The sequence below is a fragment of the Tessaracoccus lubricantis genome, assembly GCF_039544535.1.
GTDB lineage: Bacteria > Actinomycetota > Actinomycetes > Propionibacteriales > Propionibacteriaceae > Arachnia > Arachnia lubricantis.
Genome location: NZ_BAABLV010000036.1, coordinates 297,510 through 311,281, shown reverse-complemented (window position 1 = coordinate 311,281; position 13,772 = coordinate 297,510). Strand labels below are relative to the sequence as shown.

General features: G+C 69.3%; 15 protein-coding genes. 13 read left to right on the top strand and 2 right to left on the bottom strand.

All coding sequences use genetic code 11. The features are described from left to right. Positions 1 to 16 precede the first annotated feature (16 nt). The 13 genes from ABEA30_RS12610 to rpsQ all read left to right on the top strand — a co-directional run bounded on the left by ABEA30_RS12610 (position 17) and on the right by rpsQ (position 11,344). A complete protein-coding gene (locus ABEA30_RS12610) occupies positions 17 to 2,569 on the top strand; it encodes a glycoside hydrolase family 101 beta sandwich domain-containing protein (protein ID WP_345583355.1) in 2,553 nt (850 codons plus the stop codon). A 191-nt stretch (positions 2,570 to 2,760) separates the two neighbouring features. After that, positions 2,761 to 5,721 carry a glycoside hydrolase family 2 TIM barrel-domain containing protein gene (locus ABEA30_RS12605; protein ID WP_345583353.1) on the top strand — a complete coding sequence of 987 codons (2,961 nt, stop codon included), beginning with the start codon at positions 2,761 to 2,763 and terminating at the stop codon, positions 5,719 to 5,721. A 319-nt stretch (positions 5,722 to 6,040) separates the two neighbouring features. After that, positions 6,041 to 6,352 (top strand): 30S ribosomal protein S10, encoded by a 312-nt coding sequence (gene rpsJ, locus ABEA30_RS12600; protein WP_040284687.1) that lies wholly within the window; start codon positions 6,041 to 6,043, stop codon positions 6,350 to 6,352. An 11-nt stretch (positions 6,353 to 6,363) separates the two neighbouring features. Further along, positions 6,364 to 7,020, top strand: a complete 657-nt coding sequence (rplC, locus tag ABEA30_RS12595) for a 50S ribosomal protein L3 (protein ID WP_345583350.1) — start codon at positions 6,364 to 6,366, stop codon at positions 7,018 to 7,020. Beyond that, entirely contained in the window at positions 7,017 to 7,682 is a 666-nt protein-coding gene (rplD, locus tag ABEA30_RS12590) for a 50S ribosomal protein L4 (RefSeq protein WP_345583348.1), read from the top strand. Before rplC ends, rplD begins: the two co-directional genes overlap by 4 nt. Further along, a complete protein-coding gene (gene rplW, locus ABEA30_RS12585) occupies positions 7,679 to 7,987 on the top strand; it encodes a 50S ribosomal protein L23 (RefSeq protein ID WP_345583346.1) in 309 nt (102 codons plus the stop codon). Before rplD ends, rplW begins: the two co-directional genes overlap by 4 nt. Positions 7,988 to 8,017: 30 nt before the next feature. Further along, positions 8,018 to 8,854, top strand: a complete 837-nt coding sequence (gene rplB / locus ABEA30_RS12580) for a 50S ribosomal protein L2 (RefSeq protein ID WP_345583344.1) — start codon at positions 8,018 to 8,020, stop codon at positions 8,852 to 8,854. Between the two features lie 18 nt (positions 8,855 to 8,872). Beyond that, positions 8,873 to 9,154, top strand: a complete 282-nt coding sequence (gene rpsS, locus ABEA30_RS12575) for a 30S ribosomal protein S19 (protein WP_345583342.1) — start codon at positions 8,873 to 8,875, stop codon at positions 9,152 to 9,154. Between the two features lie 27 nt (positions 9,155 to 9,181). Further along, positions 9,182 to 9,583, top strand: coding sequence for a 50S ribosomal protein L22 (rplV, locus tag ABEA30_RS12570; protein ID WP_345583340.1), 402 nt, complete (start codon positions 9,182 to 9,184; stop codon positions 9,581 to 9,583). 3 nt (positions 9,584 to 9,586) lie between these two features. Next, on the top strand, positions 9,587 to 10,396 hold the full coding sequence (gene rpsC / locus ABEA30_RS12565; RefSeq protein ID WP_345583338.1) for a 30S ribosomal protein S3: 810 nt from the start codon (positions 9,587 to 9,589) through the stop codon (positions 10,394 to 10,396). 2 nt (positions 10,397 to 10,398) lie between these two features. Next, a complete protein-coding gene (rplP, locus tag ABEA30_RS12560) occupies positions 10,399 to 10,818 on the top strand; it encodes a 50S ribosomal protein L16 (protein ID WP_345583336.1) in 420 nt (139 codons plus the stop codon). Beyond that, positions 10,818 to 11,048 carry a 50S ribosomal protein L29 gene (rpmC, locus tag ABEA30_RS12555; protein WP_076060659.1) on the top strand — a complete coding sequence of 77 codons (231 nt, stop codon included), beginning with the start codon at positions 10,818 to 10,820 and terminating at the stop codon, positions 11,046 to 11,048. Before rplP ends, rpmC begins: the two co-directional genes overlap by 1 nt. Positions 11,049 to 11,050: 2 nt before the next feature. Beyond that, on the top strand, positions 11,051 to 11,344 hold the full coding sequence (gene rpsQ, locus ABEA30_RS12550; RefSeq protein ID WP_345583333.1) for a 30S ribosomal protein S17: 294 nt from the start codon (positions 11,051 to 11,053) through the stop codon (positions 11,342 to 11,344). 65 nt (positions 11,345 to 11,409) lie between these two features. Here the strand turns inward: rpsQ and ABEA30_RS12545 are convergent, their stop codons facing one another. Then, positions 11,410 to 11,793 carry a phage holin family protein gene (locus tag ABEA30_RS12545; protein ID WP_345583332.1) on the bottom strand — a complete coding sequence of 128 codons (384 nt, stop codon included), beginning with the start codon at positions 11,791 to 11,793 and terminating at the stop codon, positions 11,410 to 11,412. 66 nt (positions 11,794 to 11,859) lie between these two features. After that, complete coding sequence (locus ABEA30_RS12540; RefSeq protein WP_345583330.1) at positions 11,860 to 13,764, bottom strand: hypothetical protein; 1,905 nt, start codon at positions 13,762 to 13,764, stop codon at positions 11,860 to 11,862. Positions 13,765 to 13,772: the final 8 nt, after the last annotated feature.

The following is a 13,772-nucleotide window of genomic DNA, read 5'->3' as shown; positions in this document are numbered from 1 at the left end:
AAGGATTGAGATCTAGATGTTGTTCAAGAAGCACCCCATCATCTCCCTGGTCACGGCGGCCGCGCTGGCAGCAGGAGCAGTGACGCTCACCGGCCAGTTCGCATCCGGCGACCCTGCCGTCGTCGTGCCCGCAGGCGCGATCGAGCTGCAGGACTATGACTTCAAGGTGCGCCTGCACCCGGGATTCCCGCAGGTCGTCGACTATCGGCTGGGTGACCACCAGCTGACAGGCCGGCTCGGCGCGGCGCTCACGGCCGTCGAGGTCAACGGCACGAGCGAGCCGGTGAGCGTCGCCGCGCCCGTCGTGGCCCATGACAGGACGAGCGCGTCCTACGCGCTCACATTTCCCACCCTGACGAACGTCTCGCTGACGGTCGTCGCGGAGGTGTCCGAGCAGAAGCTACGGTTCACGATCACCGACCTCGTCGACCCGGGCTCCGTGGTGGAATCCCTCCGGATCCCCCACCACGACCTCGTGACCCTCGATGCCACCGACTCCGCCGCGCAGTTGACCACCGCCCGCGTGGGCAGCGCCGGGAACCCCGGGGGAGACACCTTCGAGAAGTTGGCTGGGTCCACCGCTGGGGACGTCCAGGGCTCCTGGCTGACGCTGGCCCATGAGTCGAACCTCGCAGTGGCGTTCAGCACCAATGCCTCCGGCGCCGATGCCAACAGTCGCTGGCAGCACCAGATCAGGTCGGCGGAGTCCACCAAAGTCGGCTCGGTCTGGGCAGGTGCCTGGTCTGCGGTCGGGGAGGGCGCCGACCCGTACGTCGAGGTGAAGGTCACCGGCGACGCGAACGCCGACGGTGTCGTCGACTGGCAGGACGCCGGAGTCGCCGCGCGGGACATCCTGGAGTTCGGCAACGGTGCCGAGGAGGTGGCCAACGAGGTCATTCCTCGCGTCGCTCCCGCGGCTTCCCCCAACGACGTGCTCGCCGACACCCAGCGGATCTCTGCGGCCACGGAGAACCTCGGACAGGCAGTGATGCTCGCCGGGCTCGACGCTCCCCTCGCCGGCATCGAGTCCCTCGCGGACGCAGGCGTGGCGCTGAACACCACTTTCGGCTACGACGCCAGCGCAGCCGACCCCGCGCCGTCGCTGGCGGCCGGCTACGAGGAACTCTGGGAGGCCGGGCCCGTCAACATCGACACCCTGTACTTCGATGAGGCCCTCGTCGGAGGGCCTGGCCAGGTCCTGGACGCGGCACTGCAGGAGCAGGGTTGGGTGGTGGCCACCCGTCCGAGCGTCAACCCCGCCAAGGATTCCGACGTGATCCGCTTCGTCTACAACGCCGTGCGTGATGGCTGGGACGACGACCCCGTCCTGGGCGCTGCCCGGGATGTGTCCGACGAGGACGCGGCGTTCGCCGCGACGGTGTGGGGCACGAACCTCCCGGCGAAGTTCCTGCAGCGCTCCGATCTCGTCAAGCGCACCGACACGGAAGCGACGTTCGCCGACGGAACCGTGGCCACGGCCGACGAGGTGCGCCATGACGGCGCCACCGTCGTCCGGGACGGGGCCTACCTGCTGCCCTGGCACGGCGGGGGCGAGGAGTGGAACGACGCCGGACCCGCCCGCCTGTACCACTACAACCCCGCCGGTGGCACCACGACGTGGGAGCTGACCGAGGAGTGGCGCGCCCATCCGTCGTTGACGCTGTTCAAGCTGGGTGACAACGGCCGGGCCAAGGTGGGCGTCGTCACGCCCAGCAACGCCGAGGTGTCGATCACGGCCCAGCCCGGGGTGGCCTACGTGCTGTTCCCGACGACCGAGGCGCCAGCGGGGGAGAGCCTGCCGCCGGTGGGCTTCACGATTGCCGATGTCGACATCAAGGTCGGCTCACCCGTGACGATCGCCGTGCACACCACCGACCCCGAGGGCGGCACCATCGCGTACTCCGCGCAGGGCCTTCCCGCGGGCCTGGCCATCGACGCCGCCACCGGGACGATCGCCGGTACTCCCTCGAAGGACGGCACCTTCACGGTGACGGTCACTGCTCGCGACGCAGCGGACCTCACGGCCGAGGCGACCTTCACCATCAAGGTCTCGGCGAAGGTCAGCCCCACCCCGTCGGTGAACCCTTCGTCGAAGCCGACCGTCAGCGCGCCTCCCAAGTTCGTCCGCGCGGCCCCGTACACGATGCCCGGCAGGCACTTCCTCAACGGTCGTGACTGGAACACCACGTGTGAGCCCTACTCGCAGACCGAGCGGTGCCGCACTGACATCTGGGCGACGGTGGTGAAGGTGCAGGACGGACAGTTCGTCCGCGAGAGCGGCTGGGCATTCAACAACCTCACCTACCTGCCGTTCATGACCCGGCAGGCATGGAAGGGCAACCCCCTCGGTGATCTGGGTTCGACCACCAACGGCGTGTTCACGTCCGGCGGCCGCCAGTGGAAGACCGAGTGTGACACCGCAGCCACCGGCCGCGGCGCGTGCCGCAGCTACACGATGACGACGGTGTACGCCGCCACTGCCAAGCCGGGTGGCGGTTACGCCTTCTCGCAGAGCAACGAGTGGGTCTTCAACGACATCGTCATGTTCGGCGGTCCCGCACTGCGCTGATCGTCCCCTCGGCCTCCGCTGCCGTCCGCTGCCGGACGGCAGCAGAGGCCTTTTCATCGCCTGCGTTGGACGGTGCAGCCGTGCATGGTCGACGGCGGGTGAGCGGTGTGCGGGCCCGGCTGGGACCCCCAGTGACCCTCCATTAGGGTGGCAGCGTCCCATCCGTTCCCGGCCCGAGAGGCTATCCCCAAATGTCTGAGATCACGTCGTATTCCCCCGGCTCGGGCGACCGCGTCCGACCCCGCGCCAGAGTCGCGTCGACCGCCCCCGAGATCGATCTGAGTGGCTCCTGGCGGTTCCGCTTCTCGGCACGCCCGGATCTCGCGCCCGAGGGCGCGGCTGCGGTCGACTTCGACGACTCAGGGTGGGACACCATCGCAGTGCCGTCGCACTGGGTGCTGCAGGGCCGCGACGACTGGGGCAGGCCGGCGTACACCAACATCAGCTATCCGTTCCCGGTGGATCCTCCCTTCGTGCCGGACGAGAACCCCACCGGTGACTACCGCACCACGTTCGAGCTACCGGAGGGATTCGGAGATTCGGTGTACCTGCGCTTCGACGGAGTGGAGTCGCTGGCGATCGTGTCCCTCAACGGCGCCGAGGTGGGCGTCGTGCGCGGCAGCCGGTTGACGCAGGAACTCGACGTGACCGACCAGGCCCGGACGGGCACCAACGTCCTGCACGTGCGCGTGCACCAGTGGTCGGCGGCCACCTACCTGGAGGATCAGGACCAGTGGTGGCTCCCCGGCATCTTCCGCCCCGTCACCGTGGTGTCGCGTCCGGCAGGCGGCGTCGACGACGTGTGGCTGCGCGCCGACTTCGACGCCACCACGGGCACCGGCCGCCTCATCCCCGAGATCCGCGCCGCTGCCGAGGCCTACCCCGTCACCGTGCGGGTGCCGGCGCTGGGCGTCGAGCGGACGTTCGACTCGCCGGAGGACGTGGCCTTCATCGAGGTCGGCGAGGTCCGCCCCTGGAGTGCCGACCGCCCCACCCTGTACGACGCCGAGGTCGGCAACGCCGTCGAGACCCGCACCGTGCGGGTGGGGTTCCGCCGCATCGAGATCGTCGGGCACGAGTGGCGCGTCAACGGCCGCAAGCTGCGCCTGCGCGGCGTCAACCGCCACGACTACGACCCGGACCACGGCCGCGTGTTCGACGAGGACGTGGTGCGGGAGCAGTTCATGCTGATGAAGCAGCACAACATCAACGCGGTGCGCACCGCGCACTACCCGCCGCACCCGCGCCTGCTGGACCTCGCCGACGAGATCGGCCTGTGGGTCATCGCGGAGAACGACATGGAGACCCACGGGTTCGAGGAGGACGGCTGGGTGGGCAACCCGACGGACGATCCCCGCTGGCGCGATGCCCTCCTCGACCGCATCGAGCGGTTCTTCGAGCGCGACAAGAACCACCCGTCGATCATCGCGTGGTCGCTGGGCAACGAGTCCTGGACCGGCCAGAACGCCGCGGCCATGGCGGCGTGGCTGCATCGGCGTGACCCGGAGCGCCCCGTGCACTACGAGCCGGACTTCGAGGGCCGCTACTCCGACGTCGTGTCCCGGATGTACCCGTCGCTGGAGGAGATGGAGGACCTGTCTGCCGGCCTGGGCAACAACCGCCACGCCTCGCCCGGCCGCGCCGCCGTGCTCGCTGCTCGGCCCATGGTGCTGTGCGAGTATGCGCACGCGATGGGCAACGGCGCCGGGGGCCTGGCGGACTACGAGGAGCTGTTCGACACGCTGCCCCAGTGGCACGGCGGCTTCGTGTGGGAGTGGCGCGACCACGGCATCCGCACCCGCACCGAGGACGGCACCGAGTTCTTCGGCTACGGCGGCGACTTCGGTGAACCGCTGCACGACGGCTCGTTCATCACCGACGGCATGGTGCTGTCCGACGGCACGCCCAGCCCCGTGCTGGCCGAGTACTCGGCGGTGATCACGCCCATCAAGCTGCACCTGGCCGACGACGGGCTGCTCATCGAGAACCGCCGCCACGACGGCGACACCTCGGACCTGCGCTTCATCTGGCGCGACGAACTCGACGGCCGACAGATCGGCTCCGGCGAACTGCGCGTCGACCCCGTCGCCCCGGGCGAACTGGTCGCCGTGGGGTTGCCGGGATTCGAGCCGCACGACGGTGAACTCTGGCGCACCGTCGAGGCCGTGCTCGTCGGCGACAACGGCTGGGCGGGGGAGGGGCACGTCGTCAGCCGCAGCCAGGTGCTCCTGGCAGTGCGCCGTCCCCTCGTGCGCCCGCTCGTGACGCCCACGCTCCCCGTGGAGGCCGACGGCGTGCTGTCGCTGGGTCCGGCGCGCTTCGACGCCCGCACCGGGGACCTGCTGTCCGTCCACGGCCGTGAGGTGAAGGGGCCGCGCCTCGAGCTGTGGCGCGCACCCACGGAGAACGACTCGCTGCCAGGCTTCTACTCCTACGCGGAGGAGGAGCCCGCCGTCGCCCGGCACATGGTGAGCGACAGCCCGGCTTGGGCCGACCGATGGCGCGAGGCGGGCCTCGACCGCCTGCAGCGCCGCATCCTGTCGGTGACCACGGCACCCGGCACGGTGACGGTGCTGCACCGCTATGCCCCCGCCGCCACTCAGCGCGCGGTCACCGTCGAACTGGTCTGGACGCTCGACGCGGAGGGCCTGCGGCTGGACGCCACGGCACTGCCCACGGCGAACTGGACGGGTGCCTGGCCCCGTCTCGGGCTGCACTTCGAGCTGCCCCCGGGTCTCGGGCGGGCGGAATGGTTCGGCACCGGGCCGGCGGAGAACTACGCCGACTCGCGGGCGGCGGCCCGCGTCGGCCGGTTCTCGTCGGCCATCGCCGACCTCGTCGTCGACTACGCGGTGCCGCAGGAGAGCGGCCACCGCGGCGAGCTGCGCGAGCTGACGCTGCCCGACCTGGGCCTCACGCTCACGGCAGAGCCGGCCGGGGGTGAGCTGCCCGGGTTCACGCTGCGGGCGCACGACGCGCACCAGGTCACCGCTGCCGCGCACCCGCACGAGCTGGCGGAGTCCTACGCCACCCACCTGTACCTCGACGTGCAGCAGCAGGGGCTCGGCGGCCGTTCGTGCGGCCCGGACGTCAGGCCTGAGTACCAACTGCGGCCTCGCGCCGGCGCGTGGTCGCTTCGCTTCGACGCGTGACCCGGCGGCCCCACCCTGTGCATTCGCGCAGGGTGGAGGCCCCCCGGATTTGGCCGAGCCGGGGCGACATGCTTAAATAGTCAGGTTGCTCCGCGAGGAGTTCGGTGGCGTGTCTGCGCCCCGAGCGCCTCTGCACGGGGTCGCTGCTGGATCCTCGGGGTCCGGTCGGCACAGATCACAGAGGTCCACCCTCTCGCGAGGGCCGCCTCGATCTGTGGCGAAGTGCGCGACACTCCCGACCGCGTGGTACGGAGTGACAAGGGGTTTTACCCCACAGGAACTTGAAATTTCCAAAGGGCAAGAGAAGTTAGGAACGACTGTGGCTGGACAAAAGATCCGCATCAGGCTGCGGGCGTATGACCATGAGGTCATCGACAGCTCGGCGCGCAAGATCGTCGACACCGTGACTCGCACGGGTGCGAAGGTGGCCGGCCCGGTGCCGCTGCCGACGGAGAAGAACGTGTACTGCGTCATCCGTTCGCCCCACAAGTACAAGGACAGCCGTGAGCATTTCGAAATGCGCACGCACAAGCGTCTGATCGACATCCTCGATCCCACGCCGAAGACAGTCGATTCGCTGATGCGTCTTGACCTGCCTGCTGGTGTCGACATCGAGATCAAGCTTCCGTGAGGTCTGCTGAAATGAGTGAACGAATCGTGAAGGGCATCCTGGGCACCAAGCTCGGCATGACCCAGCTCTGGGACGAGAACAACAAGATCGTCCCCGTGACCGTGATCCAGGCCGGCCCGTGTGTCGTGACCCAGGTTCGCACCCCCGAGGTTGACGGCTACAACGCCGTGCAGCTCGGCTTCGGCGCCATCAAGGCCAAGCACGTGACCAAGCCCGCCGCTGGCCACTTCGCCAAGGCCGATGTCACGCCCCGCAAGCACCTGCTGGAGATCCGCACCGCCGACGCCTCGGAGTTCGAGCTCGGCCAGGAACTGACCGCCGAGGTCTTCGCCGACGGCGAGTTCGTCGACGTGACCGGCACCACCAAGGGCAAGGGCACCGCTGGTGTCATGAAGCGCCACGGCTTCTCCGGCCTCAAGGCCTCGCACGGTGTGCACCGCAAGCACCGCGCGCCGGGCTCCATCGGTGGCTGCGCCACCCCTGGCCGCGTGTTCAAGGGCCTCCGCATGGCTGGCCGCATGGGCAACGCCAAGGTCACCGTCCAGAACCTGAAGATTCACGCCGTCGACGCGGACCGTGGCCTGCTCATCGTGCGCGGCGCCATCCCCGGCAACAACGGGTCCCTCGTCGTCGTCCGCAGCGCAGCTAGGAAGGGTGACGCAGCATGAGCGATCTGACCATCGACGTGATCGACGCCAAGGGCAAGAAGGCCGGCAAGGCCGAGCTTCCCGCCGCGCTGTTCGACGCGAACACCAACATCCCCCTGATCCACCAGGTCGTCGTGGCCCAGCTGGCCGCCGCCCGTCAGGGCACGCACGACACCAAGACCCGCGGCGAGGTCCGCGGCGGTGGCGCCAAGCCCTGGCGCCAGAAGGGCACCGGCCGCGCCCGTCACGGCTCGCGTCGTTCGCCCATCTGGACCGGTGGTGGCGTCGTGCACGGCCCCACGCCGCGCAACTACGCCCAGCGCACCAACAAGAAGATGATCGCCGCCGCGCTCCGCGGGGCGCTGTCGGACCGCGCCCGCGACGGTGAGGTCTACGTCATCTCGGAGATCGCCGGCGACAAGCCGTCGACCAAGGGTGCCCTCGAGCTCCTGAACAAGGTGGCGGGCGACATCCGCAAGGCCCTCGTGGTCCTCGACCGCTTCGAGGACAACGCCTGGCTGAGCCTGCGCAACGTCCCCACGCTGCACCTGATCGCGGTTGACCAGCTCAACACCTACGACGTGCTGGCCAACGACAAGATCGTGTTCACCTCCGCCGCCCTGGCCGCCTTCGTCGCGGACAAGGCCGAGGCTGACGACCAGACCGAGGAGAAGGCCAAGTGACTCCGCTGAAGATCCGCGATCACCGCGACGTCATCCTGCGTCCCGTGGTGAGCGAGAAGAGCTACAACCTGCTCGACGACGGCAAGTACACCTTCGTCGTCGCCCCCGACGCGAACAAGACCGAGATCAAGATCGCCATCGAGGCCATCTTCGGCGTCAAGGTCGTGTCCGTGAACACCCTCAACCGTCAGGGCAAGCGTCGTCGCACCCGCTACGGCATCGGCAAGCTGGTCGACACCAAGCGTGCGATCGTCACCGTGGCCGAGGGTCAGAGCATCGACATCTTCGCCGGGCCGGTTGGCTGACCGGAACGCTAGAGAAGGAAACGAAACCTCATGGGTATCCGTAAGTACAAGCCGACTACGCCGGGTCGTCGCGGCTCCAGCGTGTCCGATTTCGTCGAGCTGACCCGCTCCACCCCGGAGAAGTCGCTCCTCGTCGCGAAGCCGAAGACCGGTGGCCGCAACAACTCCGGCCGCATCACCACCCGTCACATCGGTGGTGGCCACAAGCAGGCCTACCGCCTGATCGACTTCAAGCGCTACGACAAGGACGGCGTGCCGGCCAAGGTCGCTCACATCGAGTACGACCCCAACCGCACCGCCCGCATCGCGCTGCTGCACTACGCCGACGGCGAGAAGCGCTACATCATCGCGCCGGCCGGCCTGAAGCAGGGCGTCGTCGTCTCCGCTGGTGAGGGCTCCGACATCAAGCCCGGCAACAACCTGGAGCTGCGTCAGATCCCCGTCGGCACCACGGTGCACGCGGTGGAGATGCGCCCCGGTGGCGGCGCCAAGCTCGGTCGCTCCGCCGGTTCGGCCATCCAGCTGGTGGCCCGCGAGGGCAAGTACGCCACGCTGCGCATGCCGTCGGGTGAAATGCGCATGGTCGACGTCCGCTGCCGCGCCACCATCGGCTCGGTCGGCAACGCCGAGCAGGCCAACATCGACTGGGGCAAGGCCGGCCGCAAGCGTTGGAAGGGCGTCCGCCCGACCGTCCGCGGTGTCGTCATGAACCCGCACGACCACCCGCACGGTGGTGGCGAAGGCCGCACCTCCGGTGGCCGTCACCCCGTTTCGCCGTGGGGCAAGCCCGAGGGCCGCACCCGCAGCAAGAAGAAGGCGAGCAACCGCCTGATCGTCCGCCGTCGCAAGACCGGTAAGAAGCGCTGATAGGGAGCCTGAAGAAATATGCCACGCAGCCTGAAGAAGGGCCCCTTCGTCGACGACCACCTGCAGAAGAAGGTGGACGTGCAGAACGAAAAGGGCACCAAGAACGTCATCAAGACCTGGTCGCGCCGTTCGATGATCGTCCCCGACATGCTCGGGCACACCATCGCGGTGCACGACGGCCGCAAGCACGTCCCGGTGTTCGTCACCGAGTCGATGATCGGTCACAAGCTGGGCGAGTTCGCTCCCACGCGTACCTTCAAGGGTCACGTGAAGGACGACAAGAAGGCCCGTCGCCGCTGAGGCGCGAGATAAGGAACTGATTCAACTATGAGCAACGAAAACGGCAACAGCCGTCGTCGCGAGAACCTGCTCGGGGATCGTCCTGGCTCGTTCGCCATCGCGAAGCACGTCCGGATGAGCCCCACCAAGGTTCGCCGCGTCGTCGACCTGGTCCGCGGCATGGACGTCAAGGACGCCCTCGTCGCCCTCAAGTTCGCCCCGCAGGCCGCTTCCGAGCCGGTCTACAAGGTCGTGGCTTCGGCCGTGGCCAACGCGGAGTCGGCTGAGGCCCTGCGTTCCGACGACCTGTACATCTCCAAGGCGTTCGTCGACGAGGGTGTCACCCTCCGGCGGATCCGCCCGCGCGCCAAGGGTTCGGCCAGCCGCATCCTCAAGCGTGGGTCGCATATCACCGTTGTTGTCGAACCCCGCGAGACGAAGGGAGCCTGAGCCATGGGCCAGAAGATCAACCCGCATGGCTTCCGCCTGGGCATCACCACCGACCACAAGACCCGTTGGTACAGCGACAAGCAGTACTCGGAGCTCGTGGGCGAGGATGTCAAGATCCGTGAGTTCCTCACCGAGAACCTCGAGCGCGCCGGCATCTCGTCCATCGAGATCGAGCGCCGCTCCGAGCGCGTGACCATCTTCCTGCACGCCGCCCGTCCGGGCATCGTCATCGGCCGCAACGGCGCCGAGGCAGAGAAGACCCGCGCGGAGCTCGAGAAGCTCACCGGCAAGCAGGTCCAGCTGAACATCCTCGAGGTCAAGAACCCCGAGATCGATGCCCAGCTCGTGGCCCAGGGTGTCGCCGAGCAGCTCGGCGCCCGCGTCGCCTTCCGTCGCGCCATGCGCCGTGCCCAGCAGACCGCCATGCGTGCCGGTGCCAAGGGCATCCGCATCAAGTGCTCCGGTCGTCTCGGTGGCGCCGAAATGTCGCGCTCCGAGGGTTACCGCGACGGCCAGGTGCCGCTGCACACCCTCCGCGCCGACATCGACTACGGCTTCTACGAGGCCCGCACCCAGTTCGGCCGCATCGGCGTCAAGGTGTGGATCTACAAGGGTGACGTCGCCGGCACGCGTGCCGAGCGCGCCGCTCAGAAGGCCGCCCGTCAGGCAGCCCCCGCCGGCCGTCAGCAGCGTCCGGGCCGTCGCCCGGCCCGCGGCGAGGGTCGCGGTGACCGTCCCGAGCGCGGCGGCCGCCGTCGCGCCGACGCAGCCCAGGCTGAGGCTGCGCCCGCAACCGAGAACGCAGGAGCCTGAGCATGCTGATTCCTCGTCGCGTCAAGTTCCGTAAGCAGCACCACCCCCGCCGCAACGGTGCCTCCAAGGGCGTCACCAAGCTGGCCTTCGGTGATTACGGCATCCAGGCGCTCGAGCCGTCGTACCTGACCAACCGTCAGATCGAGGCCGCTCGTATCGCCATGACCCGTCACATCAAGCGTGGCGGCAAGGTCTGGATCAACGTGTACCCGGACCGCCCCCTGACCAAGAAGCCGGCCGAGACCCGCATGGGTTCCGGCAAGGGTTCCCCCGAGTGGTGGATCGCCAACATCAAGCCGGGCCGCGTCATCTTCGAACTCTCCGGTGTTTCCGAGGACGTCGCCCGCGAGGCCATGCGCCTGGCCATCCACAAGCTGCCCTTCAAGGCACGCTTCATCAAGCGCGAAGCAGGTGACATCTGATGAGTAAGTCTCTCGCCGCACACGACCTGCGTGGTCTGTCGCGTGACCAGCTCAACGCCAAGGTCGTTGAGCTCAAGGAGGAACTGTTCGGTCTTCGGTTCCAGGCGGCCACCGGCCAGCTGGAGTCGAGCAGCCGGCTGCGCAACGTCCGCAAGGACATCGCCCGCATCTACACCGTGCTGCAGGAGCGCAACCTCGGCATCGTGGACGAGCCCGCTGAGGAGAAGTGACCATGACTGATTCCACCACCCCCGCCGAGACCCCCCAGGTCGAGGAGCGCAACCGCCGCAAGGTGCTCACCGGCATCGTCGCCTCCGACAAGATGGACAAGACCATCGTCGTCGTCGTCGAGGACCGCGTGAAGCACCCGCTGTACGGCAAGGTCATGAACAAGACCTCGCGCCTCAAGGCCCACGACGAGAACAACGAAGCCGGCATCGGCGACCGCGTCCGCGTCATGGAGACCCGCCCGCTGTCGGCGCAGAAGCGCTGGCGCCTGGTCGAGATCATCGAGCGCGCCAAGTAAGGCACCGCTCACGGCAGAAGGCCCGTCCCGTCAGGGGCGGGCCTTCCGCCATGCTTATCGGTGTTTCAGTCCTTGTCGCGGCTGCTTCCGAGGAGGCCGCCGAGCAGTGCGCCCACGACGGAGATCACGATGGATCCCCAGAACGCGGCCCAGAAGCCGTCGACGTGGAAGTCGAGGCCCAGGGTGCCTGCCAGCCACGACGTGAGCATCAACATCAGGGCGTTGATCACCAGGAGCGCGATGCCCAACGTCAGGACGATGAAGCACGTGCTGAGACCCTTGACGAGCGGGGCGACGACTCCGTTGACCACGCCGAAGACGAGGGCCACCGCGAGCAGCGTGACCACCTTGTCGGTGAAGTCGGACGAGGACAGGGTGATTCCGGGCACCAGCCAGACCGCTACGGCGGTGGCGAGCGCAGTGACGATGAGCCTGCCGATGAACTGCATGCCGCCAGCCTGCCACGTGCCCGGCGTCCCGTCCGGAGATCCGACCCTGACTGATCCCTGAACCTGTCACCCACCGGTCGACGGCAGCCCGGGACGTGGGCGGGTCCCCGGGGCTGCCGGCACGGGGACGCTGGGTGCAGGGCTCGCCGGAGGCTGGGCGCTCGGCGTCGGGGCCGGGGTTGGCGTCGGTGTGGGGGTCGGTGTCGGCGCGGGCGATGGGGGCGCCGAGGGCTCGGGTGAGGGCTCCGGCGAGGGCGAGGGCGAGGGCGTCGGCTCGACGGGTGCCGTCACCAGGATGGTCTGCTCAGGCAAGCCCAAGGCATGCTGGAGGGCGCTGATCACCTTGCCGCCGTGGGTGACCTCCTGGGTGGCCTCCGCCGAGTAGCAGCCCGGCTCGGTGGGCGACGCCCTGCCGAGCCCCTGCAGCGGTTCACCGGTCCACGTTGCGGGGCCGTAGCTCGAGAAGGTCGGGGCGTCGGACCAGTCCGCGGCGGCGCAGGAGTCGCCGTCGGCGGTCCGGCCGGGCGGCACGGGCCCGGCGATCCTGCCGGTCACGGTGACCGCCAACGGCTCGTCGCTACCCGGGACGGCCAGGCCCTCCGGGATGCCGGCGACCATCACCTCGTCTGCCAGCACGGCGCCGGTGACCGCAGGGCCGCGTCCGCCGTCTGCGGTGAGGACGGAGGCGATCTCCGGGCCCAGCACCACGCTGGTCTCGGGGAGTTGGGGCCAGGCGGGCGCTGCTGGCGGCACCACCGTCGGCCTCGGGTCGAGCGCCTCGACCCAGCTGTAGTACCCCGGCTCCGGGAACCGGAGCGGGTCGGTGGCCACCTCCGCGGCGCCCTTGGCGTCATAGGTGCCGGAGAACGAGGCGGTGCCCACCTTCGGCGCCCGGGCCGGTGCAGCTGCGGTCAGCTCTGCCATGGTGGCGAAGGGCCCGTACAGGGTGCTCGTGCCGCTGAAATCAGCCCCCGGCCGGCCGCCGCGGACGGTGACGACGTCGACGGCCTCGCCCCCGGCCCGGGCGATGACGTCGCGCGTACGGGTGGTGACCTCGGGGTGGAACACCTCCGGGGTCAGTTCGATGGTGGTCTCGTCGTTGAGCTTGATGAGGTCTGGCGCGGCCAGCAGGCGTTGCACCGTGGCGGGCTGCGGGATGAACAGCTTGGGCCGCGGGCCCGGCAGCCCCCGGAGTTGGACCTTCAGGGTGCCGCGCACCGGGGTCTCGCCGGGGGAAGGGAGCGCGACGCGGACGTGTGCGGCACCGCCGGCGCCCGTCGAGGTGGGGGCCTGCGTGACGCGGAGGCTGCCGCCGCCCGCCACGCTGAAGGCGCGGTGCGGCACCGCCACCCCGGCGGCGCTGCGCACCGCCACGATGACGTGCCCCTGCGGCGACGTGCGCGAGGGGCGCACCTGCCAGTTGAACTCCACGCGGTAGGGGCCGGCGTAGCGGCGCGCCTCCCGCTCCAGCTTCTCGAACTGCGCCAACGCCCCGGGGTGTGCCTGGGCCACTGCCGCCCACCGCTCCCGCTCGCGCGCCTGCTGCTGCGCGCCGCTGACGGTCCGCAGCCGGACGAAGTGTTCCATGGCCGTGCCGACGTCGGCCGAGGGCTTGGGCCCTGTGGCCATCAGCGCCCAGGACAGTTCGGCCAGTTCGCGGCTGGTTGCAGCGTCGCCGCCGTTGCCGTGCGTGCCGTGCGTGGCACGGTCCTGCTTGCGCAGCACGTAGGTGGCCGGGGCCTGGACCCAGCTGGCGGCCTGGCGGGGGCCGTCGGCCATCAGGTCGGCGCAGTACGCCGTCTGCCGGTCGACGTGGTAGGCGCCGTACCAGTTGGTGCCGGTGCGGGGGAGGCTCACCATGTGGCCGGAGCCGGGGAGGTGGCCGTCCTTGGGGCCGGCGGCGGCAGGCGGCAGCACCAGGCTCAGGGTCAGCAGGGTGATCAGGGCGGTGACGAGGGGACGCCAACTCATCGGGTTCT